The 20631-nt window shown below is 72.6% G+C and carries 23 protein-coding genes; 9 read left to right on the top strand and 14 right to left on the bottom strand.

What is annotated here, in order from left to right:
* Positions 1-512: 512 nt before the first annotated feature.
* Positions 513-1985, top strand: a complete 1473-nt coding sequence (locus ACZ4WZ_RS02885; RefSeq protein ID WP_388931478.1) for an amino acid permease — start codon at positions 513-515, stop codon at positions 1983-1985.
* Positions 1986-2069: 84 nt separating this feature from the next.
* On the opposite strand, the gene ACZ4WZ_RS02880 is transcribed toward ACZ4WZ_RS02885, so the two are convergent.
* Complete coding sequence (locus ACZ4WZ_RS02880) at positions 2070-3182, bottom strand: carboxylate-amine ligase (protein ID WP_467884378.1); 1113 nt, start codon at positions 3180-3182, stop codon at positions 2070-2072.
* A 62-nt stretch (positions 3183-3244) separates the two neighbouring features.
* A complete protein-coding gene (locus ACZ4WZ_RS02875) occupies positions 3245-3781 on the bottom strand; it encodes a cysteine hydrolase family protein (RefSeq protein WP_467884377.1) in 537 nt (178 codons plus the stop codon).
* Positions 3782-3924: 143 nt separating this feature from the next.
* Here ACZ4WZ_RS02875 and ACZ4WZ_RS02870 point away from each other — a divergent pair, with 143 nt between their 5' ends.
* Positions 3925-5109, top strand: a complete 1185-nt coding sequence (locus ACZ4WZ_RS02870; RefSeq protein ID WP_467884375.1) for an alcohol dehydrogenase catalytic domain-containing protein — start codon at positions 3925-3927, stop codon at positions 5107-5109.
* Here the strand turns inward: ACZ4WZ_RS02870 and ACZ4WZ_RS02865 are convergent.
* The 4 genes from ACZ4WZ_RS02865 to ACZ4WZ_RS02850 are packed head-to-tail and all read right to left on the bottom strand — an operon-like array spanning position 5087 to position 8400.
* Positions 5087-6121 (bottom strand): NAD-dependent epimerase/dehydratase family protein, encoded by a 1035-nt coding sequence (locus tag ACZ4WZ_RS02865; RefSeq protein WP_467884373.1) that lies wholly within the window; start codon positions 6119-6121, stop codon positions 5087-5089. The genes ACZ4WZ_RS02870 and ACZ4WZ_RS02865 overlap by 23 nt on opposite strands.
* The gene (locus tag ACZ4WZ_RS02860; RefSeq protein ID WP_467884371.1) at positions 6118-6792 is read right to left on the bottom strand and encodes an HAD family hydrolase; all 675 of its coding nucleotides are present in this window, start codon (positions 6790-6792) and stop codon (positions 6118-6120) included. The genes ACZ4WZ_RS02865 and ACZ4WZ_RS02860 overlap by 4 nt, the downstream gene beginning before the upstream one ends.
* Positions 6793-6815: 23 nt before the next feature.
* Entirely contained in the window at positions 6816-7139 is a 324-nt protein-coding gene (locus ACZ4WZ_RS02855; protein ID WP_467884369.1) for a plasmid stabilization protein, read from the bottom strand.
* Positions 7111-8400, bottom strand: coding sequence for a cytochrome P450 (locus ACZ4WZ_RS02850; protein ID WP_467884367.1), 1290 nt, complete (start codon positions 8398-8400; stop codon positions 7111-7113). Before ACZ4WZ_RS02850 ends, ACZ4WZ_RS02855 begins: the two co-directional genes overlap by 29 nt.
* 128 nt (positions 8401-8528) lie before the next feature.
* On the opposite strand from ACZ4WZ_RS02850, the gene ACZ4WZ_RS02845 reads away from it, so the two are divergent.
* From ACZ4WZ_RS02845 to ACZ4WZ_RS02830, 4 genes are all read left to right on the top strand, one after another.
* Positions 8529-9206, top strand: a complete 678-nt coding sequence (locus ACZ4WZ_RS02845) for a nucleotidyltransferase family protein (protein WP_467884365.1) — start codon at positions 8529-8531, stop codon at positions 9204-9206.
* Positions 9203-9457 (top strand): hypothetical protein, encoded by a 255-nt coding sequence (locus ACZ4WZ_RS02840; protein WP_467884364.1) that lies wholly within the window; start codon positions 9203-9205, stop codon positions 9455-9457. Before ACZ4WZ_RS02845 ends, ACZ4WZ_RS02840 begins: the two co-directional genes overlap by 4 nt.
* Positions 9454-10260 carry a metallophosphoesterase family protein gene (locus ACZ4WZ_RS02835; protein ID WP_467884362.1) on the top strand — a complete coding sequence of 269 codons (807 nt, stop codon included), beginning with the start codon at positions 9454-9456 and terminating at the stop codon, positions 10258-10260. The genes ACZ4WZ_RS02840 and ACZ4WZ_RS02835 overlap by 4 nt, the downstream gene beginning before the upstream one ends.
* Before the next feature lie 292 nt (positions 10261-10552).
* Positions 10553-10831 carry a hypothetical protein gene (locus ACZ4WZ_RS02830; protein ID WP_467884360.1) on the top strand — a complete coding sequence of 93 codons (279 nt, stop codon included), beginning with the start codon at positions 10553-10555 and terminating at the stop codon, positions 10829-10831.
* Between the two features lie 30 nt (positions 10832-10861).
* Here ACZ4WZ_RS02830 and ACZ4WZ_RS02825 read toward each other — a convergent pair whose 3' ends face one another.
* Positions 10862-11380, bottom strand: coding sequence for a SixA phosphatase family protein (locus tag ACZ4WZ_RS02825; protein WP_467884358.1), 519 nt, complete (start codon positions 11378-11380; stop codon positions 10862-10864).
* Positions 11381-11552: 172 nt separating this feature from the next.
* Here ACZ4WZ_RS02825 and ACZ4WZ_RS02820 point away from each other — a divergent pair, with 172 nt between their 5' ends.
* Entirely contained in the window at positions 11553-12569 is a 1017-nt protein-coding gene (locus tag ACZ4WZ_RS02820; protein WP_467884356.1) for a glutathione S-transferase family protein, read from the top strand.
* 4 nt (positions 12570-12573) lie between these two features.
* On the opposite strand, the gene ACZ4WZ_RS02815 is transcribed toward ACZ4WZ_RS02820, so the two are convergent.
* Both ACZ4WZ_RS02815 and ACZ4WZ_RS02810 read right to left on the bottom strand, forming a co-directional pair.
* Positions 12574-13074 carry a hemerythrin domain-containing protein gene (locus ACZ4WZ_RS02815; protein ID WP_467884354.1) on the bottom strand — a complete coding sequence of 167 codons (501 nt, stop codon included), beginning with the start codon at positions 13072-13074 and terminating at the stop codon, positions 12574-12576.
* A gap of 104 nt (positions 13075-13178) precedes the next feature.
* A complete protein-coding gene (locus ACZ4WZ_RS02810; protein ID WP_467884943.1) occupies positions 13179-13622 on the bottom strand; it encodes a flavin reductase family protein in 444 nt (147 codons plus the stop codon).
* A 228-nt stretch (positions 13623-13850) separates the two neighbouring features.
* Here ACZ4WZ_RS02810 and ACZ4WZ_RS02805 point away from each other — a divergent pair, with 228 nt between their 5' ends.
* On the top strand, positions 13851-14396 hold the full coding sequence (locus ACZ4WZ_RS02805; RefSeq protein WP_467884352.1) for a type 1 glutamine amidotransferase domain-containing protein: 546 nt from the start codon (positions 13851-13853) through the stop codon (positions 14394-14396).
* 90 nt (positions 14397-14486) lie between these two features.
* Here the strand turns inward: ACZ4WZ_RS02805 and ACZ4WZ_RS02800 are convergent, their stop codons facing one another.
* A complete protein-coding gene (locus ACZ4WZ_RS02800) occupies positions 14487-14642 on the bottom strand; it encodes a hydrophobic protein (RefSeq protein WP_388931438.1) in 156 nt (51 codons plus the stop codon).
* Between the two features lie 123 nt (positions 14643-14765).
* On the opposite strand from ACZ4WZ_RS02800, the gene ACZ4WZ_RS02795 reads away from it, so the two are divergent.
* Positions 14766-14924, top strand: coding sequence for a hypothetical protein (locus ACZ4WZ_RS02795; RefSeq protein ID WP_467884350.1), 159 nt, complete (start codon positions 14766-14768; stop codon positions 14922-14924).
* An 18-nt stretch (positions 14925-14942) separates the two neighbouring features.
* On the opposite strand, the gene polX is transcribed toward ACZ4WZ_RS02795, so the two are convergent.
* From polX to ACZ4WZ_RS02775, 4 genes are all read right to left on the bottom strand, one after another.
* Entirely contained in the window at positions 14943-16679 is a 1737-nt protein-coding gene (gene polX / locus ACZ4WZ_RS02790) for a DNA polymerase/3'-5' exonuclease PolX (RefSeq protein WP_467884348.1), read from the bottom strand.
* Positions 16680-16773: 94 nt separating this feature from the next.
* The gene (locus ACZ4WZ_RS02785; RefSeq protein WP_467884346.1) at positions 16774-18282 is read right to left on the bottom strand and encodes a DUF4246 domain-containing protein; all 1509 of its coding nucleotides are present in this window, start codon (positions 18280-18282) and stop codon (positions 16774-16776) included.
* Between the two features lie 115 nt (positions 18283-18397).
* Complete coding sequence (locus tag ACZ4WZ_RS02780; protein WP_467884343.1) at positions 18398-19870, bottom strand: non-reducing end alpha-L-arabinofuranosidase family hydrolase; 1473 nt, start codon at positions 19868-19870, stop codon at positions 18398-18400.
* Positions 19870-20592, bottom strand: a complete 723-nt coding sequence (locus tag ACZ4WZ_RS02775) for a cupin domain-containing protein (protein ID WP_467884341.1) — start codon at positions 20590-20592, stop codon at positions 19870-19872. The genes ACZ4WZ_RS02780 and ACZ4WZ_RS02775 overlap by 1 nt, the downstream gene beginning before the upstream one ends.
* Positions 20593-20631 lie beyond the last annotated feature (39 nt).

The raw sequence follows: 20631 nt of genomic DNA, 5'->3' as shown, positions 1-20631 counted from the left end.
TCACCTTCCGTCAGCTGCCCCCTACGCCTTCCCCGGCCCCGGCGCTCTATGCGGCGGCGCCGGACTCCCGGGGACCTTCCCGGCTCCCCGGCATTTCCGCCGGGGGGCACGCCCGCGCGGGAGCCGGGGGGCTCCGTCCGCCCGGGTGCTCCTCGCTCACGCTGGGTGACCGGGTGGGCGGGGCGGGCGGACGACGGTGGCACGGGTTGCCTCGCTGTCATTGTGCGTTCGCTCAGCGGAGGCTCAGATCCGGATAACGATGACATCACCGCGCAAGGGTCTTTGGGCCTGTCGCGGGCGAATGGCCGATTTGCCGGTGATGTTCGCCACGGTGCGGAGCCGGACACCGTGGTACATCTTCTCGACCGCCTGCCGGACCACCCACGTCCGGGCAGGGGCGCTGAAGTCGGCCGACCGCCGGCATGCAACTCCATCAGCATCCGGGGGATCGGAACCCGATCCGCAGCCGAGCACGGCGCGGATCGGCATGGAGCGGAAAGGCGCACCAGAGCATGACCTCGACGCAGGTCGAACACCACCACGGCGACGACAACGCCACCCCGGGCACCACGCCCGAGGAAGGCTACGAGCGCGGCCTCGGCAGCCGCCAGGTCCAGATGATCGCCATCGGCGGCGCCATCGGCGTCGGCCTCTTCCTGGGAGCCGGGGCGAACATCGCCAAGGCCGGGCCCAGCCTCATCCTCATGTACGCCCTCGCCGGCGTCATCGTCTTCTTCATCATGCGAGCACTCGGCGAGCTGCTCCTGTACCGCCCCGTCTCGGGCTCCTTCGCGGAGTACGCCCGCGAGTTCCTCAGCCCGTTCTTCGGGTTCGTGACGGGCTGGACGTACTGGCTCATGTGGGTGGTCACCGGCATGGCCGAGCTGACCGCCGCGGCGATCTACATGCACTACTGGTTCCCGAGCGTGCCCCAGTGGGTGACCGCCCTGATCTTCCTGGTGGTCCTGTACGTCGCCAACCTCATCTCGGTGAAGATCTTCGGCGAGATCGAGTTCTGGTTCTCGATGGTCAAGGTCACCGCCCTGATCGGCATGATCGTGATCGGCATCGGCGTCGTGACCTTCGGGTTCAGCGCGGCCGGTGACACCGCCGCGGTGTCCAACCTGTGGGCCTTCGACGGCATCTTCCCCAAGGGCGTCGGCTCCAGCCTGATGACGCTCCAGGGCGTCATGTTCGCCTACCTGGCCGTCGAGCTCGTCGGCGTCACCGCGGGCGAGTCCGAGAACCCGGAGAAGACCCTCCCGAAGGCCATCAACACCCTGCCGTGGCGCATCATCGTCTTCTACGTCGGTGCCCTCAGCGTGATCCTGATGGTCGTCAAGTGGACCGAGTTCCAGCCGGGCGTCAGCCCGTTCGTGGCGGCCTTCGCCAAGATCGGCATCCCGGCCGGCGCGGCCATCGTCAACTTCGTGGTGCTCACCGCGGCCCTGTCGTCCTGCAACTCCGGCATGTACTCCACCGGCCGCATGCTCCGCGACCTGGCCGCCAACTCCGAGGCGCCCAAGCTGCTGGGCAAGCTCAGCTCCACCAAGACCCCGGCCGTGGCCATCACCCTGTCCGCCGCCCTCATGGGCATCGGCGTGGTCCTGAACTACATCGTCCCGGAGAAGGCCTTCGGCTACGTCATGTCGGTGGCCACCACGGCCGGCATCTGGACCTGGCTGATGATCCTGGTCAGCCACATCCTGTACCGCCGCGCGGTGGTCGCGGGCAAGCTGCCCGCCTCCTCCTTCCCCGCGCCGGGCGGCACGATCTGCAGCTGGATCGCCGTGGCCTTCCTGCTGCTGGTCACCGTGATGATCGCCATCGACCCCGACAGCCGCGTCTCCCTGTACGTGGGCGCCGGCTGGGCGGTCTGCCTGGCCGTCGGCTGGGCCGTGCTGAAGTCGCGCAACCCGCAGATCGCGGCGCGTGCGGCGGCGGGCACCGCCGACGAGGCACTGGAGCCCGCGGCCCGGTCCTGACCGCTGACCGCATTCCCCCGGCGGGGGCGTGCCGGCCCACCCCCGGCCGGTGCGCCCCCGTCGGCGTACCCGGGCCCGGGGCGCTCAGGCGGCCTCGACGGCGAGGCTGCCCGTGGCGGCGTTCAGGCTGTCGACCACTGCCTCCAGGCTGCCCGTCGCCGCGTACACCGCCCGCTGGCGGCGGGCTCCGGTGCCGCGTCGGCGCAGTCCGGCCCACAGGGCTTCCACCGCGCCGAGGTCGCCGGCCTTCTCCAGCCCCGGCGCCGCCCGCTCCACCAGCCGGTCGACGAGCAGGCCGGCGTGCGCCGGGCCGCCGGCCCACACGTCCAGGCCGGGTCCGTCGATCCCGTGCCGCGCGGCCAGGCGGTGGGCCACCCGCAGCACGCGCTCGGGCGGCTCCGGCGGCGGCACGCCCGCGTCCGCCTCTTCGAGCAGCACCGAGGCGAGGCCGCGTACGAGGAGGGCCGTCACGACCACGGTGTCCAGGTCGGCGTTGACGTCGGAGATGCGGATCTCCAGCGTCGGCACGTGCTCCGAGGGGCGGGCGTGCCAGTAGATCATCTTGCGGTCGAGCAGCACCCCCGCGCTGATCAGCCCGTCCACGTGCGCGAGGTACTGGCGCTCGTCGAGCAGCGGCGGCGGCCCCACGGTCGGCCAGGAGGAGTAGGCCACCGAGCGCCAGCTGTCGAGGCCGGTGTCGCGGCCGCAGACGAACGGGGAATTGCCGGTGATCGACTGGAGCACCGGCAGCCAGGGCCGCATCTGGTTCGCCAGCGCGAGGGCGCGGCCCCGGTCCAGGGAGCCCACGTGGACGTGGCAGCCGCAGACGAGGCGGTCGGGGCCCACGAGCCCGGAGAACCGGCTCGCCATCAGGCGGTAGCGGGCGTTGTCGGTGATCGTGAGCGGCTCGTGCGGCATGATCACGGGGCTGCCGGAGGCGACCGCCAGGCAGCCGGCCCCGTCCGCCGCCGCGGCGACCGAGCTCCGCAGCCGCACCAGCTGCTCGCGCAGGTCCTCCCGCTCGACGGCGGGCCGGGTGCAGACCTCCACCTGTGTCGTGTAGAACTCGGCCTGGACCTGACCGCCCAGCTCCGGGACCAGCTCGCGAATCACCTGCGGGGCCCGGTTCACCGGTGCCCTGCTGCCGCGGTCGACGAGGTGGAACTCCTCCTCGACCCCCATGGTCAGTACGTCCATCGGGTCCTCCTTGCCGAGTGCCCCGTACCTACCCGCAGGCCGTGCCCCCATGCGGGGCCCGGTCAGAAGGACACGTCCGCGGCGTCGAGGACCTCCGCGTCCATGTTCGTCTCCATCAAGCGCAGTGCCGCGTCCGCCAGCTCCTCGTGGATGTGGGCCACGGCGTCACGGACGACGGTCACCTCCAGGTGGCGGATGTGTGCGTCCAGCGCGGAGTAGAGGACGCACTGTTCGGTCACCTGGCCGCACAGCACCAGCCGGCCGACGCCGAGCCGGCCGAGGAGGTAGGCGAGCGGGGTCTCGTAGAAGACCGAGTGGCGCGCCTTGACGACGAAGAGGGAGTCCTCGTCGGGCCGGACCGGCTCGACGAGGTCACCGTGCGGTCCGGCCAGGGCCATCTCCAGGATCTCCCCGTGGTGGGAGCGCCACAATCCGAAGTTGTCGTTCACGTAGATCACCGGGACCTCCCGCTCACGGGCGCGGCCGAGCAGGGTTCCGATGCCGGTCAGGGCGCGGCGCGCCGAGGGCAGCAGCAGTTCGGCGTCGGGGTACTCATACGTGTTGATCATGTCGATGACGATCAGGGCGCTGCCCGGCATGCCGCTCACCTCCTGGGTCCCCGGATCCGTGGGGCACCTGCCCTTGCGGCGGGCGAATACTCACGAAGGGCCCGGGAAGGCGCCGACTGTCGGTTACACCCCCCTTCGCACCCCTCATCTGACCCCTTCAGGGAGGCAGGGCCATGCGCGCGTTGACCTGGCAGGGCACGCGGGACGTCCGTGTGGAGACCGTCCCGGACCCCCGCATCGAGCAGCCCACGGACATCGTCGTCAAGGTGACGTCCAGCGGGATCTGCGGTTCCGACCTCCACCTCTACACGGTGCTGGGGCCGTTCATCGACCCCGGTGACATCCTCGGTCACGAGGCCATGGGCATCGTGGAGGAAGCCGGTCCCGAGGTGTCCGCACTGCGGCCCGGCGACCGGGTCGTGGTCCCGTTCAACGTCTCCTGCGGGCAGTGCTTCATGTGCGACCGGGGCCTGCACTCCCAGTGCGAGACCACCCAGGTCCACGCGTACGGCAAGGGAGCCGCGCTCTTCGGCTACACCCGCCTGTACGGCCAGGTCCCCGGCGGGCAGGCGCAGTACCTGCGGGTGCCGTTCGGGAACACCCTGCCCGTCAAGGTCCCCGCCGGGCCGCCCGACGAGCGGTACGTCTACCTCTCCGACGTCCTGCCGACCGCCTGGCAGGCGGTGGAGTACGCGGACGTCCCGCCGGGCGGCTCGGTCACCGTCCTGGGTCTCGGGCCCATCGGGCAGATGGCCGCCCGGGTCGCCCTGCACCGCGGCGCCGGGCTGGTGATCGGGGTCGACCTCGTGCCGGCGCGGCTGGGGCGGGCCCGCGCGCACGGCGTGCACACGCTGGACCTGCGGGAGTACGGCAAGGGCCTGGCGGACGAGGTCCGCGGGCTGACCGACGGCCGCGGCACGGACTCCGTGATCGACGCGGTGGGCATGGAGGCGCACGGGGCGCCCCTGGCCGCGGCGGCGCAGCGCATGACGGCGCGGCTGCCGGACGCTGTGGCCCGGCCGCTGATGGAGCGCGCCGGGATCGACCGGCTGGAGGCCCTGCACACCGCCGTCGACGTGGTGCGCCGGGGCGGCACCGTCTCCGTCTCCGGGGTCTACGGCGGCGCCGTGGACCCGATGCCCCTGATGACGATGTTCGACAAGCAGATCCAGCTGCGGATGGGCCAGGCCAACGTACGGGCCTGGGTGGACGACATCCTGCCGCTGCTGGACGACTCGGACCCGCTCGGGGTGGAGGGGTTCGCCACGCACACGATGGGGCTGGAGGAGGCCCCCCGGGCCTACGCGATGTTCCAGGCCCGGGAGGACGGCATGATCAAGACGCTGCTGAAGCCCTGAGCCGGTCGGGTGCGAGCGGGGCGGTGTCCATGCCCTCGCCTCCGCGCAGGCCGTCGAGGAACTCCCTGACGGCCTCCACGGAGGTGCGGCGCGGCTCCCAGGACAGTTCCTCCCGGGCCCGCGCGGGGTCCATGAGGGGCAGCCGCAGGACGGCGTCGAACAGGTCGGGGGAGGCGGGTACGAGGCGCAGCCACCAGGCCGCCGCGAGCGCCGCGCGTACCGGAGCCACGGGCACCGGCAGGCGCCGGGCGCCGAGGATCCGGCCGAGGACGGCGGCGTCCACCGGCGGGTCGGCGGCCAGGTTGAACGCTCCGCGCACCGGGAGCAGGACGGCCGCGCGGTACGCGGCGGCGGCGTCGTCGGTGTGCATGGCCTGGAAGCGCAGCCCGGGCAGGTCGGGCACGGCGGGCACCAGCCCGGGCCGCACCAGGCGGCCGGGCAGCAGCCGGCCCGCGAAGATGCGGCGCTGTTCGGAGGCGGATTCCCGCTTGAAGAGGAAGGCGGGCCGCATCCGCACCACGCGGATAGCGGGATGGGCGGCCTCATAGGCGTCCAGGACCCGTTCCAGGTAGGCCTTCTCGCGCGTGTACGCGGCCTGCGGCCAGCCGTGCGTGGGCCAGGACTCGTCCACCGCACGGTCCTTCGGGCCGGGCGAGTACGCCCCCACGGAGGAGGCGTGGACGAGGGCCGGGACGCCCGCGGCGGCGACGGCGTCGAAGACGCGCAGACCGCCCAGGACGTTGGTGCGCCACGTCTCGGCGGGGTCGTGGGTGGGCTGGAACTTCCAGGCGAGGTGGACGACCGCGTCCGCACCGTCGAAGAGCGGTTCGAGGGGGGTTCCCCCGGGCTGGACGTCCGCGGCCTCCCACCGCGTCTTCGGCGGCTGCCAGTGGGGCAGCCGGCGGGCCAGGCCCAGTACGGACTCCACGGCCGGGTCCTCCGCCAGGGCCCGCACCACGCTGGTGCCGACGTTTCCGGTGGCTCCCGTGACCACCACTCGGATCCCGGTCATCGGACCGCCTCCTCGTGTGCGAAGGGACTCTGGTCGAGGTGCGCGAGCAGGTCGGCCGGGTGCTGGTACACGGCGCGGGCGCCGGCCTCCTCCAGGTCGGCCCGGGGGATGCCCCCGCACAGCACCCCGACGCAGGCGACGTCGGCCCGGGTGCCGGCCCGCATGTCCCACACCGTGTCGCCGACGAGCACGGAGCCGCGGGCGGGGGCGTCCGCGAGGCGGAGCGCGTGGTGCACCGGGTCGGGGGCGGGCTTGCCCTCGTCGACGTCGTCGGAACTGGCCGTCGCGGTGATGGCGTCGTCGGCGTCGACGGCCCGCATCAGGGCCTCGAGTTCGGCGTCCTTGGCGGAGGTGACGAGCACCACCCGCCAGCCCCGGCGGTCCAGCTCGCGCAGCAGCCGGGCCGCCGAGTCCAGCGGGGGCAGCCGGTCGAAGTAGGTGCCGTAGAGGGTCTCGTGGGCGGCGGACAGCGCCTCGTCCTGGTTCCTGTCGCGGTCCTCGCCCAGCAGCCGCTCGATCAGGTCCTCGCCGGGGAGGCCGATCGCGCGGTGGATGTCGTGCATCGCGACGTCGTGGCCCGCCTGCCGCAGGGCCTCCCACCAGCAGGTGACGTGGAGGTGGTTGGTGTCGGCGAGGGTGCCGTCGACGTCGAACAGCGCGGCCCGGTTCATGCCGGCCTCCCGGGTTTCGGCGGTCAGTAGCCCAGCTCCCGCTTGAGTTCGGCCTTGTCCATCGAGGAACGGCCGTGCAGGTTGCGGCGCTTGGCCTCCGCGTAGAGCTGGTCGTACGTCGGCCCCTGCGCCCCGCTGTGGGAGTGGAGCCCGCCGCGCCGGGAGGAGGAGATGTCCTCGAGCGAGGTCCTGCTGGCCGTCTTGGACTCGCCCGCGCGGGCCCGTTCCTTGTTCACGGTGCGCGCGGCGATCTCCTTGGCCCGCTCGGGGCTCTCGCCGCGCTCTTCCGCGCTCTCCTTGATGTGCTCGTACTGCCGTTCACGCTTGGGACTGGAACCGCGGGGCATGGTCACTCCTCTGCCGGGACGGGACCGCCACGGTGAAACCGCTGCGCGGCCGTGTCGGGATGCGGTGGAGCGGGATCCTCAGGTCCTGCTCGGGGATGTCGGTGTCCAGGTCGGCCAGGGCGGAGGCGAACTCCGCGAGCAGACCGACGGTGACGTCCTCGCCGGGGCAGCGGTGGCCGGTGCGGGCGTCGCCGCCGCCCTGGGGGATGATCTCGCCCGGGCCGGGTTCCCGGCCGAGGAAGCGGAGCGGGTCGAAGCGGTAGGGGTCGGGCCACAGCTCCGGGTCGTGGTGGTGGCCGTACACGTCGAGGAGCACGAGGGTGCCCTCGGACACCGCCTCCCGGCCGAAGCGCAGGTCGCGGGCCGCGAGTCCGCCGACGAAGGGCACGAAGGGGTAGAAGCGGCGCACTTCGTGGGCGAAGGCCCTGGCGTACGCCCCGTCGTCCGCCCGCAGTCCGTCGGCGAGGCGGGGCCGTCGGTTCAGGGCGTGCGCGGCGAAGGCCACCAGCCAGGCGACGGCGACGGTGGGGCGGATGACGTTGAGCAGTTCCACGGCCGCCGTGCGGGCGTCGAGCAGACGTCCGTCCGCGTCGCGGTGCCGGGCGACCGTCTCCAGCGCGGTGTCGCCGCTCCCCGGGGGCAGCGCCTGGTGGAGGCGGGTCACTCCGCCGCGGAGCTCGTCGATGGTGCGCGCCAGGGACTCCTCCTGCCGGGCCCGGGCCCGGCGGGCCCGCCAGTGGCGCGGTCCGGGGGTCGCGAAACCGTCGACCATGGCCACGCAGTCCTCGGAGAACTCGCGGGCGGCGTCCTCGGGGACCGCCAGGCCCGTCCAGTCGCAGACGGCCCGGGCGAGCACCGCGGCCGCCTCGTCGAAGAGGACGGCCGGGCGGCCCCGCCAGCCGTCGACGGCGGCCGTCCAGTGCCGGCGTACGAGTGCGGCGAGCTCGTCCACCGAGCCGTCCCGCATCAGCAGCGAGACGAACATGGCCTTGCGGACGCGGTGGGTGTCCCCGTCCAGGGTGTGGACCGCGCCACGCCCGAACAGGGTGTCGAGTACGGGGCCGGGCAGGGCTCCGTGGCGCAGTACGTGCCGCTCGTCGTAGAAGAACTCCACGGCGGCCGGTCCGTGCAGCAGCAGCACGGGCCGACCCATCAGCCGGGTCCGGACGGCGGGCGGGTCGCCGTGGCGGCGCCGCAGGTCGGGGGCCCAGGCGTAGCCCTGGGCCAGCAGGGGGACCGTGCTGTCGATCAATGGGGGCATGCCGGGCGCCTACCCGCGGTGCCCCTGCGCACTCCTGGCACCCGGGGGGTTTCGGCGGGCCCCGAACCGGTTAGGCGGCATCCATGCCCGACCGTGACACCGCGCAGGCGGAACCAGGGAGGCGCCCCATGGCCGCTCGGACCTCCTCCCCCCTCGGAGGCGTCGCTCCGCCCGAGGGCCTGCGCCCTCCCGCGCCGGCCGAGGGCCCCCTGCCCAAGGACCACACCCAGGCGATCCTGGAGACCACCAAGCGGGTGGCGGCCCTCCTCAAGCGCGCCGGGCCGCCCTTCGCCCTCGCCGGCAGCGTGGCCGCCTTCGCCCACGGCCTGCCGGCGCGCTTCCAGCACGACACCGACTTCTGCGTGCGGCCCGAGGACGCCGACCAGGCCGTGAAGGCCCTGGAGGACGGCGGCATCTCCATGCGCCGCGCGCCGGAGGACTGGCTGGTCAAGGGCCGCTCGGGCGGGGAGGAGATCGACCTGATCTTCGAACTGGCCCGGCGTCCGGTCAGCACGGAGCTGCTGGAGCGGGCGACCGTCAAGGCGGTGGACTCGGTGTGGATGCCGGTCCTCTCCCCCACCGACCTCATGGACAGCCGGCTCGCCGCGCTGTGCGAGCACTACTGCGACTTCGGCGACCTGCTGCCCATGGCCCGCATGCTGCGGGAGCAGATCGACTGGGCCCGGCTGGAGCGCGACCACCGGGCGGCCCCGCTGCCCGACGCGTTCTTCCACCTGCTCGAAAGGCTCCACGTCATCGACCGCGCGGACGCGACGGGAGAAGGACCGACGGGAGAAAGCGCATGAGCGCCACCCGCATCATCGAGTACCGCATCGAGCACCTGCGCGAGCGGCTGGCCGGTGACGAGCTCTCCGAACTGGGCGTACGCGTCGAGCTGCACGGCGCCCGCGCGGTCGTCCGGGGCTGCGTCGGCGACGAGGAACGCAAGGCGGCCGTACTGCGGATCGCCGGGGAGGAGCTGTCCGGTCTCGACTGGTACGACGACATCACCCTGAGCCGCGCCCTCCCGCCCGACCACGCCGAGGAGCTGTCATGATCCGCGTCGCGGCCGTCGGCGACATCCACCTCGGCCCGGGCAGCGCCGGACTGCTGCGGCCCGCCTTCGACACCCTGGGCGAGTGCGCGGACCTGCTGCTCCTCGCGGGTGATCTGACCCGGCACGGCACCCTCGACGAGGCACGCGTGGTGGCCGCCGAGGCGGCCGGGCTGCCGGTGCCCGTGGTCGCGGTGCTCGGCAACCACGACTACCAGAGCGACCAGCAGGAGGCCGTCGCGGACGAGCTCCGCTCGGCGGGCCTGTACGTGCTCGAGGGCGACGGCGTCCTCCTCGACGTCGGCGGCACCCCGGTGGGGATCGCCGGGACCAAGGGCTTCTGCGGCGGATTCGCCGGGCGCAGCGCCAGCGAGTTCGGCGAACCGGAGATGAAGTCCTTCCTCCGCTCCACCCGCGCCAGCGCGGAGTCCCTCGGACGGGCCCTGCGCGAACTGCGCGAGGCCGGCAGCGCGGTGCGCATCGCGCTCACCCACTACTCCCCCGTGCCGGACACCCTGGCGGGCGAACCCCGGGAGATCTACCCCTTCCTCGGCAGCTACCTCCTCGCGGAGGCGATGGACGACGAGGGCGCCGACCTCGCCGTACACGGCCACGCCCACCTCGGTACCGAGCACGGCATGACGGCGGGCGGGATCCAGGTCCGCAACGTGGCCATGCCCGTCATCGGCCAGGCCTTCTCGGTGTACCACCTCTCCCCCCACGCCTCCCCCGACGGGAGCCCCAACGGTTCGCACCGGGGCGCGCCGCGCTGGGCTCCGGTCGCCGTCCGGGAGGCGAGCGGATGACCCGGTACCGCCACCGGCCGGGAGGAACCCGGATGATCAGGCGGCCCTCCTCCGCCCGCCCCGCCCAGGACCTGCTGCGGATCTACCTCAACGACCACCTCACCGCGGCGACCTCGGGCGTGGAGCTGCTGCGCCGCGCGGCCGGAGCCCGGCGCGGCACGGCGCTGGGACCGCCGCTGGCGGCACTGGCGCAGGAGGCCGCGCAGGACCGGGAGAGCCTGCGCCGGGTCATGGCCGCCCTGGGCGTTCCGGAGAAGCGGGGCGCGCCGCCCTCGGGCGGATCGCCGAGAGGATGGGGCGGCTCAAGCTCAACGGGCGCCTGTTCACCCGCTCCCCGCTCAGCGACGTCCTGGAGCTGGAGGCGATGCGCCTGGCCGTCGAGGGCAACGCGTGCGTGTGGCGCTCGCTGCGCGCCGTGGCGGCCGCCGACGGCCGGATCGACGGCGTACGCCTCCACGAGCTCCTGCGGCGGGCGGAACGCCAGCTGTGGATCCTGGAGACCCTGCGTGAGGAGCGTGCCGCCGAGGTGTTCGCCCCGGGGGCCGAGCGGACCGCGGCCGACCGGTCCTGACAGCCGGCCGGTCGCCGGGTGCCGGACGGATCAGTCGCCGGGGGCCAGGAGCATGGTCAGCCGGCCGGTGCCGGGCGCGACGTCCGCCCAGCCGCCGCGGAACTCCAGGACGGCGACGGCGCAGGTCGGCATCGACGCACCGATCCGCCGCAGGAGTTCCTCCGGGCCCTGGCCGGGCAGGGCGGCGGCCAGTTCGTGGATACCGGGGTTGTGGCCCACCAGCAGGAGCCCGGACACGCCTTCGTCCGTCGCGGTCACGGCGGCGAGCAGGGTGTCCATCTCCGCGTTGTAGAGCCTGTCCTCGTACACGACCGGCGGCTGGTCCGACAGCGACGGCCGCATCAGCTGCCACGTCTGCCGGGTGCGCGCGGCCGGGGAGCACAGTGCCAGGCCCACCCCGAGCGGGGACCCGCCCAGCCGGTGTCCCATCGCCTCCGCGTCCCCGCGTCCCCGGTCGGCCAGCGGCCGGTCGAAGTCCTCGATGCCGCCCTTGGGCACTGCCTTGGCGTGCCGTACCAGGACGAGTCGTCGCTCCTGCTTCGCGGACACCTCTGCCTCCTCCGGGCCGATGCGGGAGCCGGCCGTGTCAGCCGGTCGGCGCCGTGCCCCTGCCCCGGGACCCGCCGGCCAAACCCGCCCTCCGCACCCGGGGGCCGCGCCCGGGCCCCGGCCGGGACGGTCCTCCGCGTTCGCCACGGCACCGCGCGGGTAGGCGCACGGGGTGAGCTACGTGAATCCCGGCAAGGAGTACACCCGCGACAGCCGGTACATCGGCACGCGGATCACCGCCGACGGGCGCGAGGGTTTCCCCGTGGAGCCGGGACGGTACCGGCTGGTGGTGAGCCGGGCCTGTCCGTGGGCCAGCCGGGCGGTGGTGGTACGGCGGCTGCTCGGTCTGGAGAGCGCCCTGCCGATGGCCGTCGCCGGCCCGGTGCACGACGACGACAGCTGGACCTTCGACCTCGATCCGGGCGGCCGGGACCCGGTGCTCGGCATCGAACGCCTCCAGGAGGCCTATCTGGCCCGGGAGCCCGGCTACGACCGCGGCATCACGGTGCCCGCGATCGTCGACGTCCCGACCGGCGCGGTGGTGACCAACGACTTCGCGCGGATCACGATCGACCTGTCGCTGGAGTGGACCGCCCACCACCGTCCGGGCGCGCCCGCGCTGTACCCGCCGCGGCTGCGGCCGGAGATCGACGCGGTGAACGAGGTGGTCTACCGGGACGTGAACAACGGCGTCTACCGGGCCGGTTTCGCCGGGACCCAGGAGAAGTACGAGGAGGCGTACGAGCGGCTCTTCGCCCGGCTCGACCGGCTGTCCGACCGGCTCGCGAGCTCCCGCTACCTGGTCGGGGACACCATCACCGAGGCGGACGTACGGCTGTTCACCACGCTCGTGCGCTTCGACGCCGTCTACCACGGCCACTTCAAGTGCAACCGGAACAAGCTCGCCGAGATGCCGGTGCTCTGGGAGTACGCGCGGGACCTGTTCCAGACGCCCGGTTTCGGCGACACCGTCGACTTCGACCACATCAAACGGCACTACTACCTGGTGCACTCCGACATCAACCCCACCGGCATCGTGCCGGCCGGCCCCCGGGCGGAGGCCTGGCTGGCCCCGCACGACCGGGCCCGCCTGGGCGGCCGGCCCTTCGGCGACGGCACCCCGCCGGGGCCGCCGCCCCTGGCGGAGCGGGTGCCTGCGGACCGCGATCCGCTGCCGGCCCGGTCGTAGGCGCTCACCGGTTGACGACGGCGCGTACGTTCTCGACACTGCCGCAGTCGGACTCCAGCAGCCTCTGGCGTTCCTTCAGGAACGCGGCGCCGAGCTCGGCCCGGCGCTCGTGCGGGACGTTCTCCCGGGCACCGTTGAGGATCGTCCGCTCCTCCTCGTCCAGGTGGTGGGAGACGGCCTTGACCAGGTCCTCCAGCTTGGAGTCCCAGTCCTCGGAGCCGATGTCGTCCGCCTCCAGCAGCGCGAGCAGCGCCTGGTTGCCCTCGTCGTGCTCCTCCACTCCGTGCTCGACTTCGTCGTCGTCCACGTTCTTGAAGCGCTTGAGCGCGCCGTAGACCTCGGCTTCCTCCGCCTCGCCGTGGGCGATGAGCAGCGCCGAGAACCTCGCCAGCGCTGCCGCGCGGTCCGCCTCGACGCTCCGCATCTGCCGGAACAGCTCTTCCATGGTCCGGTGGTCCTTGAGGATCACCTCGACGACGTCCTGTTCCTTCGCTTCGGCGGCCATGGCCGTGCCTCCTTTGTCGGGGTCTGCGTCGTGTGGCAGGTGCTCGTTCGCGGGCGGTTGAAACCCCTGGTGGGGCCATTCGGCGGTCGGCCGGGCGGGGCGGGTCAGGCGGGGTGGCCGGCCTCCAGGTCGCGGACTCCGCCGAAGCGCATCGGCCCGGAGCCGGCGGATCCGTCGCTCTGTTCGACCGGGGACAGCACGAAGCCGACGTGGTCGCCGCCCACCGTGACGGTCTCTTCGACCAGGCCGGTGAACCAGACGCGTACGTCCGACAGCACGGGGCTGCCGTCCCGGCCGGGCCGCCAGGCGGTGCGGGCGAACTTGTCGACGCTGTCGCCCGTCTGCCCGCCGAACAGTTCCGCCAGGGCCCGCTGCTCCCGGCCCAGCACGTGCACGGTGAGGTGGCGGGCCGTGCGGGCGACGTCGTAGGTGTGGTTCGCGGTGGACAGCCACACCGTGAAGCGCGGCGGTTCGATCGAGCACTGCGAGGCGAAGCCGACCAGGCAGCCGGCCCGCCGCCCGCCCGAGGCGGCCGTGACCACGTACATCGTGCCGTCCACCGCTTCGGCGAAGGCGCCGAGGCCGGGGGCGGGACCGGGTCGGGGCTGGGGGTCCGTCACGGTGTCTCCAGGGAAGTGGGGCCGCGCCGGGCGGCGCGGGGTTCTTCGTCGCCCATCCTCCGCCGCCGTCCCACGAACGGGGGTGCTTGGGCGGCGCGTGTCCGGGCAGGGGCGGGGCGTACGCGCAATCCGTACGAGCCGAAGGAGGTGGATTCGGTGCGCATCGCCTTTCTGACCGCGCCCGAAGGCGTCGAGGAAGTGGAACTGACCGCGCCGTGGAAGGCCGTCGAGGGGGCCGGCTGGAACCCCCAGCTGGTGTCGACCGAGGCCGGGCAGGTGCAGGCGTTCGACCACTTCGACAAGGGGGGCCGCTTCACCGTCGACCACGTCCTCGCCGGGGACACGTCCGAGGCCTTCGACGCGCTCGTGCTTCCCGGTGGGGTCGCGAACCCCGACGCCCTGCGGACGGACGAGCGGGCCGTCGGCTTCGTCCGCAGCTTCTTCGCCGCGGGCAAGCCGGTCGCCGCGATCTGCCACGCCCCCTGGATGCTGGTGGAGGCCGATGTCGTACGCGGCCGGACCCTGACCTCGTGGCCGAGCCTGGCCACCGACATCCGCAACGCGGGCGGCACCTGGGTGGACGAGGAGGTGCGGGTCTGCCGGGCTGCGCCGTCGACGCTGGTCACCAGCCGCAAGCCGGACGACCTCGAGGCCTTCTGCGGCGCCGTCCTGCGGGAATTCGACCGGCATCTCCATCCCTAGGAACGTCCGGCCCCGGTTCACCCGGACGGCGGCGGGCACGCCCGGGGGGCCGCCGGATCGGCGGGCCCCCGGCCGATGCCATGGGTCGCGCTACCACCGGTACCAGCGCCCGCCGCTGCCCCGGGCGACGAACCCCACCAGCCACAGCACGAGCACCGCGATGGCGACCCACCAGAGGACCTTCACCGCGAAACCCGCGCCGAGGAGCAGCAGAATCAGCAACAGGACCAGAAGGAGCGGAACCATGACCCACCTCCGAATCGAACGGCCGGAAAGCGGCGCCCGGGGGCCGGGCGACCGCATGCAGCGCTTGCCCCCGCGCGCCCGCCTCATGCCCGGGCCGGCGTCCCCGGAAGAAAGGTGAACACCGTGACACGTCCCAGCCCGCCCCCGCCGGACGGCCCGGAGCCGGTCCCGTCCGGACCGCAGCCCGTCCCCCGCGAGCCGGAGCCGGCCGACCCCCCGTCGCGGCCCTCCGGTCCCCCGGACGGCAACCCCGAGGAGCCGGTGCCCGAACCCCCGGACTGAGCTCCCGGTACGCCCCCGTCAGCGCGTCCGGCCTCCCGGCTTGCCCAGGAACCGGCGCAGCTTCGCCAGGGGCCACGTGTTGATGACGTCGTCCGCCGTGAGCCAGCCGCGCTGCGCCGTGGCCACCCCGTACCGCATGTACGGCAGATGGGTGGTGGCGTGCGCGTCGGAGTTCACGGCGAACTTCACGCCGTACCGCTTCGCGCGCAGGATGTCCTCGTCGCACAGGTCGAGCCGCTCGGGACGCGCGTTGATCTCCAGCGCCGTGCCCGCCCGGGCGCAGGCCTTGAAGACCTCGTCGAAGTCGGCGTCGATGGGCGGTCGCCTGCCGATCCGGCGGGTCGTGGGGTGGCCGATGATGCCGACGTGCGGGTTCTCGCAGGCGCGGACGAGGCGGCGGGTGAGGTCCTCCCGGCTCTGGTCGAAGTGGGAGTGGACGGAGGCCACGCAGATGTCGAAGCCGGCGAGGAACTCGTCGGGCCAGTCCAGGGTGCCGTCGGGGCCGATGTTGAGTTCCGTGCCGTGCAGCAGCCGCATCGTGCGGTGCGCGTCGTCGAGGGCGCGCACCCGCTCTCGCTGGGCGAGGATCTTCTCGCTGGTCATGCGCTGCATGTAAAGGTCCGGGGCGTGGTCGGTCACCGCGTAGTACGCGTAGCCGCGGGCGGCAGCGGCGGCGGTCATCTCCTCCAGCGGGGCCAGCCCGTCGGTGAGGTCGGTGTGGGTGTGCAGATCTCCGCGGATGTCCTTCTCGGTGAGGAGATCGGGCAGCTCGCCGCGCAGGCCGGCCGCGATCTCGCCGCGGTCCTCGCGGAGCGTCGGCGGTATCCAGGGCAGTCCGAGCCGGGCGTAGACCGCCTCCTCCGTGCCGGAGGTGACGCTCTCGCCGGTCTCGGCGTCGAAGAGGCCGTACTCGGAGAGCTTGAGGCCTTGGCGTACGGCGAGCGCGCGGGTGCGGATGTTGTGCGCCCTGGACCCGGTGAAGTACTGGAGCCCGGCGCCCCAGGAGGCCGGGGGAAGGACCCGCAGGTCGACCTGGAGGCCGGCGGAGGTCCGTACGGAGGTCTTCTTCTCCCCCTGCGCGATGATCTCGGCGGTGTCCGGGAGGGCGGTGAGGGCGTCCATGAACGGGGCCGGCCGGCGTGCGGCGACCAGGATGTCGATGTCGCCGATGGTCTCCTTCATGCGGCGCAGGGATCCGGCGTACGTGCACCGGACGCAGCCGCGGACGTCCGACAGCTCGGCGACGAGCTGCTCGGCGAGGTCCATGGCGGCGCTGATCAGGATGCGGCCCTCGCCGGCCTTCCGCAGGAGGGCGACGCCGTGCAGGATCTTCTCCTCGGTCCGCTCCCCGAAGCCCTTCAGGTCGCGCAGCCGCTCCTGGTGGACGGCCTCGACCAGCTGGTCGACGGAGGTGATGCCGAGCTCCTCGTAGAGGAGCATCGCCCGGCGGGGTCCGAGCCCCGGAATCGCGACGAGCTCGCGCACTCCGGCCGGCACGGACGCCCGGGCCTCGTCGACGACCGACATGCGGCCGGTCCGCAGGTACTCCAGGATCTTGTCGGCGACGGACCTGCCGACGTTCGGGATCTCGCGCAGGCCTTTCGCGTCGAGGGTCGAGACGTCCTGCGGGTGCCCCCCGACGGCACGGGCCGCCTTTTCGTAGGCGCGGGCCTTGAAGGCCTCCCCGCCCCGGATGGCGATGAGGTCGGCGTACTCCTGGAGCATCGCCTCGACCCGGTCGTTGGCTCGGCCCATACCTCCAGGGTGCCCCGCACGACCGCGCCGGGCACTCCGGGCGCCCGTGCGGGACGGGAGCCCGGGCCCGGCCGCGGACGGCTGGGGAGGTGGTTCAGTGCTCGCAGAGGGAGAATTCCCGTTCGTAGAGCTGGTCGTTGTGTTCGTCGACGAAGAACTTGCGCTCCTGCATGAGCTGCTCGCGGTGCTCCTTGGCCTGCTCGAGCGTCATGGTGGAGGTATCGGACCACGGTTGCTGGGGAGGCACGTCCGAGGTCGAGACGATCCTCTGCGAGGGGTCGACCAGGAAGAACGCCAGGATCTTGCGGTGTCCCGGGCGGGTGGAATCCTTCAGGCGGAACGAGCCGACCCGGTGTTGCAGGACGTTCGGGAACGCCAGGCAGCGCCCCGCCGGCGTCGGTACCGATCCCAGCGTCTGGTTCAGCGCGTCTTCGTCCTCCAGGCCGTAGACCTCACGCATACCGTTGTCGTCGTTCTGTTCGTAGTCCGGGTCGTCGAGTGCCGCCCGGAAACCCAGCCGGCTTTCGGTGATGTTCTCGCTGTCCCAGTAATAGATGCCGGTCGAGACGATCCGCTCGTTCAGCATCCCCTCGACGTGCCAGGAACCGCCCGGGTACTCGGGCTTCTCCGGCGTGAGGTGAACGGTGGCGAGCTTGACGATGACCTGGAGACGGCGGCCGCGCAGGTCGACCCGCTCGGATTCGCCGGGCGGCTCGGGCGGGGTGAAGGCCGGGGCGTCCGGGATGACCGGCCGGCGGTTCTCCCACCACTCGCCATGGGCCACCGCCCATGCGCTGCGGGCCTCCGCGTAGGCCTCGTCGTCACCGTAGGAGGACTTGTCCGGGTACTCCGGCTCCGAGTCGTACCAGCCGTAGGGATCGGCCTCGATCCGCAGGGGCCGCGGATGGCGCAGATCGGTCAGTACGTTCTCCAGCAGCGGGCGCAGACGGGCGAACAAGTCCGGCAGGACGGCGGCCAGTTCGCGATGGGTCTCGGGGTGGACGTTGTTCACGTACGAGAGGAAGGTGGCCTCGCCGTCGTCACTGACGTCGACGTCCGTGGGGAGCCACTGGAACTTCTCCGAGAACTCGTACTTCGAGTAGCGGTCCGCCGGATTCCGCCACGCCTCCTCGGGCCCCCCGCTCACGCCCCGCACCAGGCAGAACAGCGAGGGGTGAACCAGGTCCAGCACCTGCCCGTCGGATCCGGGATGCCAGTCCCGGTCCGCCTCGGGGACCTGCTCCAGGACCCGGACCGCCTCGCGCAGCCGGGATCTCAGCTCCTCGCCGACCAGCGTGTCCGACTGCCAGACCCCGTCGACGGCGGACACCTCGATACCGGTCCGCGCGTCCCGCAGCGCGGCGTAGTGCACGAGCTCGTCGAGCACGTAGCGGACCTGCGCTTCGGTGAGGCCCTGGGCGACCGCTTCTCGGGTCCACCTGGCGACGATGCCGTCATCGCCCATCTTGTCGGACCAACCCGGCTTCGCCCGGATGTGCGCGCTGCACTCCATCATCTGGAGTTCCCGCAGCGTGCGGGGCGTGGCGAACGCTATGGAACGGGAAGCCTGGAAGGGCAGGGGGAAAGCGGGCAGGCCGGTCAATTCTCGTGGTCCCTACAGTCGGTGTGCGGTGGCGGGAAGAATAGCCCAGCACACCGACACCGCTGCCGTGGGCGTGCACGGGCCGGCTTGCGCGGAGCCGGCCCGTGTCACGTCGTCAGCGACGCAGCGTCAGCAGGCCCGGCCGGTAGGGCCACAGGCCGTAGTCGCCGCCGATGTTGGGGTCACGCCCCTGGTAGAGGAACTGCAGGTTGCAGGGGTCGACGGTGAAGGTCTGATCGGCGGTGGTGCGGATCAGCTCGCCATGGCTGATGTCGTTGGTCCAGGTGGCGCCGCTGTTGGCCTTGCCGGCGAAGGGGCTGCTCTCGCTGCCGGCCTGGGGCGTCCACGTGCCGCCCAGGCTGGTGGCCGTGAACGAACGGAAGTAGCGGCCCTGCGAGCCGTCCGCCTCGACGATCATGAGGTAGCGGTTCTGGCCCTGGAGCTTGTACACCTGAACGGCTTCGAACAGGTTCTTCGTCGTGTCGCTCATGATCACGGTCGAGTTCGAGCCGAAGCTGCCCGGGAAGTTCCCGATCGGCATGCTGGCCCGGTAGATCTTGCCGTTGTCACCGGCGAAGAACAGGTACATGTTCGTGCTGTCACCGATGATCGTCTGGTCGATCGGCCCTGTTCCGGAGTCGGCGATGCTTCCGGAGAAGAGCACCTGCTGCGGCGACCAGCCATGGGGGTTGGCGGGGTCGCTCGACGTCCGGTAGGAGAAGGCGCTCCCGCCGCCCCACTGGTAGGTGAGGACCCAGATGTTCTTGGGCGCGAAGTAGAAGAGCGTGGGCGCGACGGTGGACGCCGGCATCGCGTTCTGGCCGGCCGATGCCATCTCCGACCAGTTGGTGAACGGGCTGAAGTTCATCGAGCCCCAGCTCTTGCCCGTGTCGTGGGTCGTCGCGTAGACGAGGTGCCGCCCGTTGTAGGGGGCGACGGTGAAGTCCTTGAGCGAGGCCCACCCGGGCTCGGGCTGCGCCAGCGGGCCCGTCGACGTCCAGCGGTAGGCCGACGGAAGATCGCACGGGCCGGGGTTGCCGGCGCCGACCCGGACGAGCTGCCACTGCTGGTTGGTGCCGCCCCAGTCGTCGTACTGGACGATGTTCGCGTTGTCGGCGGTGGAGCCGCCCTGCACTTCGAGGGCCTTGTTGCTGTGGCGCGCGATGAACCTCACGTGGCCGTCCGGGCTGTCGGCGAGCCGCCACTGCTGGTTCGTACCGTTCGCGTCGGCCCACTGGACGATCGCGGCGCCGTTCGCGGTGGACCCGGTCCGGACGTCCAGAACCTTGCCGGAGTGGCGGGACGTGATGCGGTAGTAACCGCCGCCGGAGTCGACGAACTGCCACTGCTGCTGGAGCTGGTCGTTCCTGGTCCACTGGGTGATGCGGGCGCCGTCACCGGCCGCCAGGTTGTAGACGTCCAGGACCTTGCCGCTCTTGCGGTTGACCAGCACGTACGAGGCGTTGGGGTCGACGGCCGCGGCCGCGGCGGGCTGCGCACCGAGGAAGGCGACCAGGAGCAGCAGGGGCGCGAGGACGGCGAGCAGGCGTCGTCCCGGGTGGACCGGGGATGGATGGCGGGACCACATCAGAAGGGCTCCTTCGGGGGGTGGGGGCGGGGTGGCCCCGACGGACCGCGGGGCGGGCGCGTCGAGGGATCGGGTACGGGATAGGTGTGGAGGCGGCCGCACATGCCGAAGCCCTGGTGCCGCGGGCGCTCCAGCCGTGACACGTCGCCGTCGTCGAGGTGGGAGAGGTCTCCGGCCTTCAGCCGTTCCAGCTGACGGCCGGTCGTGACGGCCGCGGCGAGGGCGCCGTCGCGCCAGCGGATCCGCCAGGCGTCCAGGAGCTCGCTCTTCAGGCGGTGGGCCGCGATGTGGAACTCCCGCAGCCCGCCGTCGCGCAGGGCCAGGAAGCCCTCCAGGGCCAGGTCGCGGCGGCGGCGGGCTGCCGCGGAACGGTCGCCGCTCAGGCCGGCCGCCCTGCGGTAGGCGTGGGGATCGGCCAGCACGGGAGCGGGGAAGGTGAAGACGGCGTCGCCCGCCTCGGGCAGTCCGTCGTTCTGCATGAGCACGACGAGGCGCAGGTCTCCGTCGTTGACGAGGCGGTGGATCGTGCCGGGGGTGAACCAGACGACGTCGCCGGGGAGCAGCGGGGTCTCGTCGAAACCGGAGGTGGTGAGGGTCTGTACGCTGCCCGCGCCGGCGATGACGACGTAGGCCTCGGAGCAGACGAGGTGCATGTGGGGCGCACCGCCGCACAGACCGTCGGCGGCTTCCCAGTCGTAGACGGTGAGCCCGGAGATTCCCACGCCCCCGGGGAACGGGCTCACCACGGGTGGTCCGCGAGG

The organism is Streptomyces sp. NPDC029122 (assembly GCF_055569445.1).
This window is presented reverse-complemented; position numbering and strand designations above follow the sequence as displayed.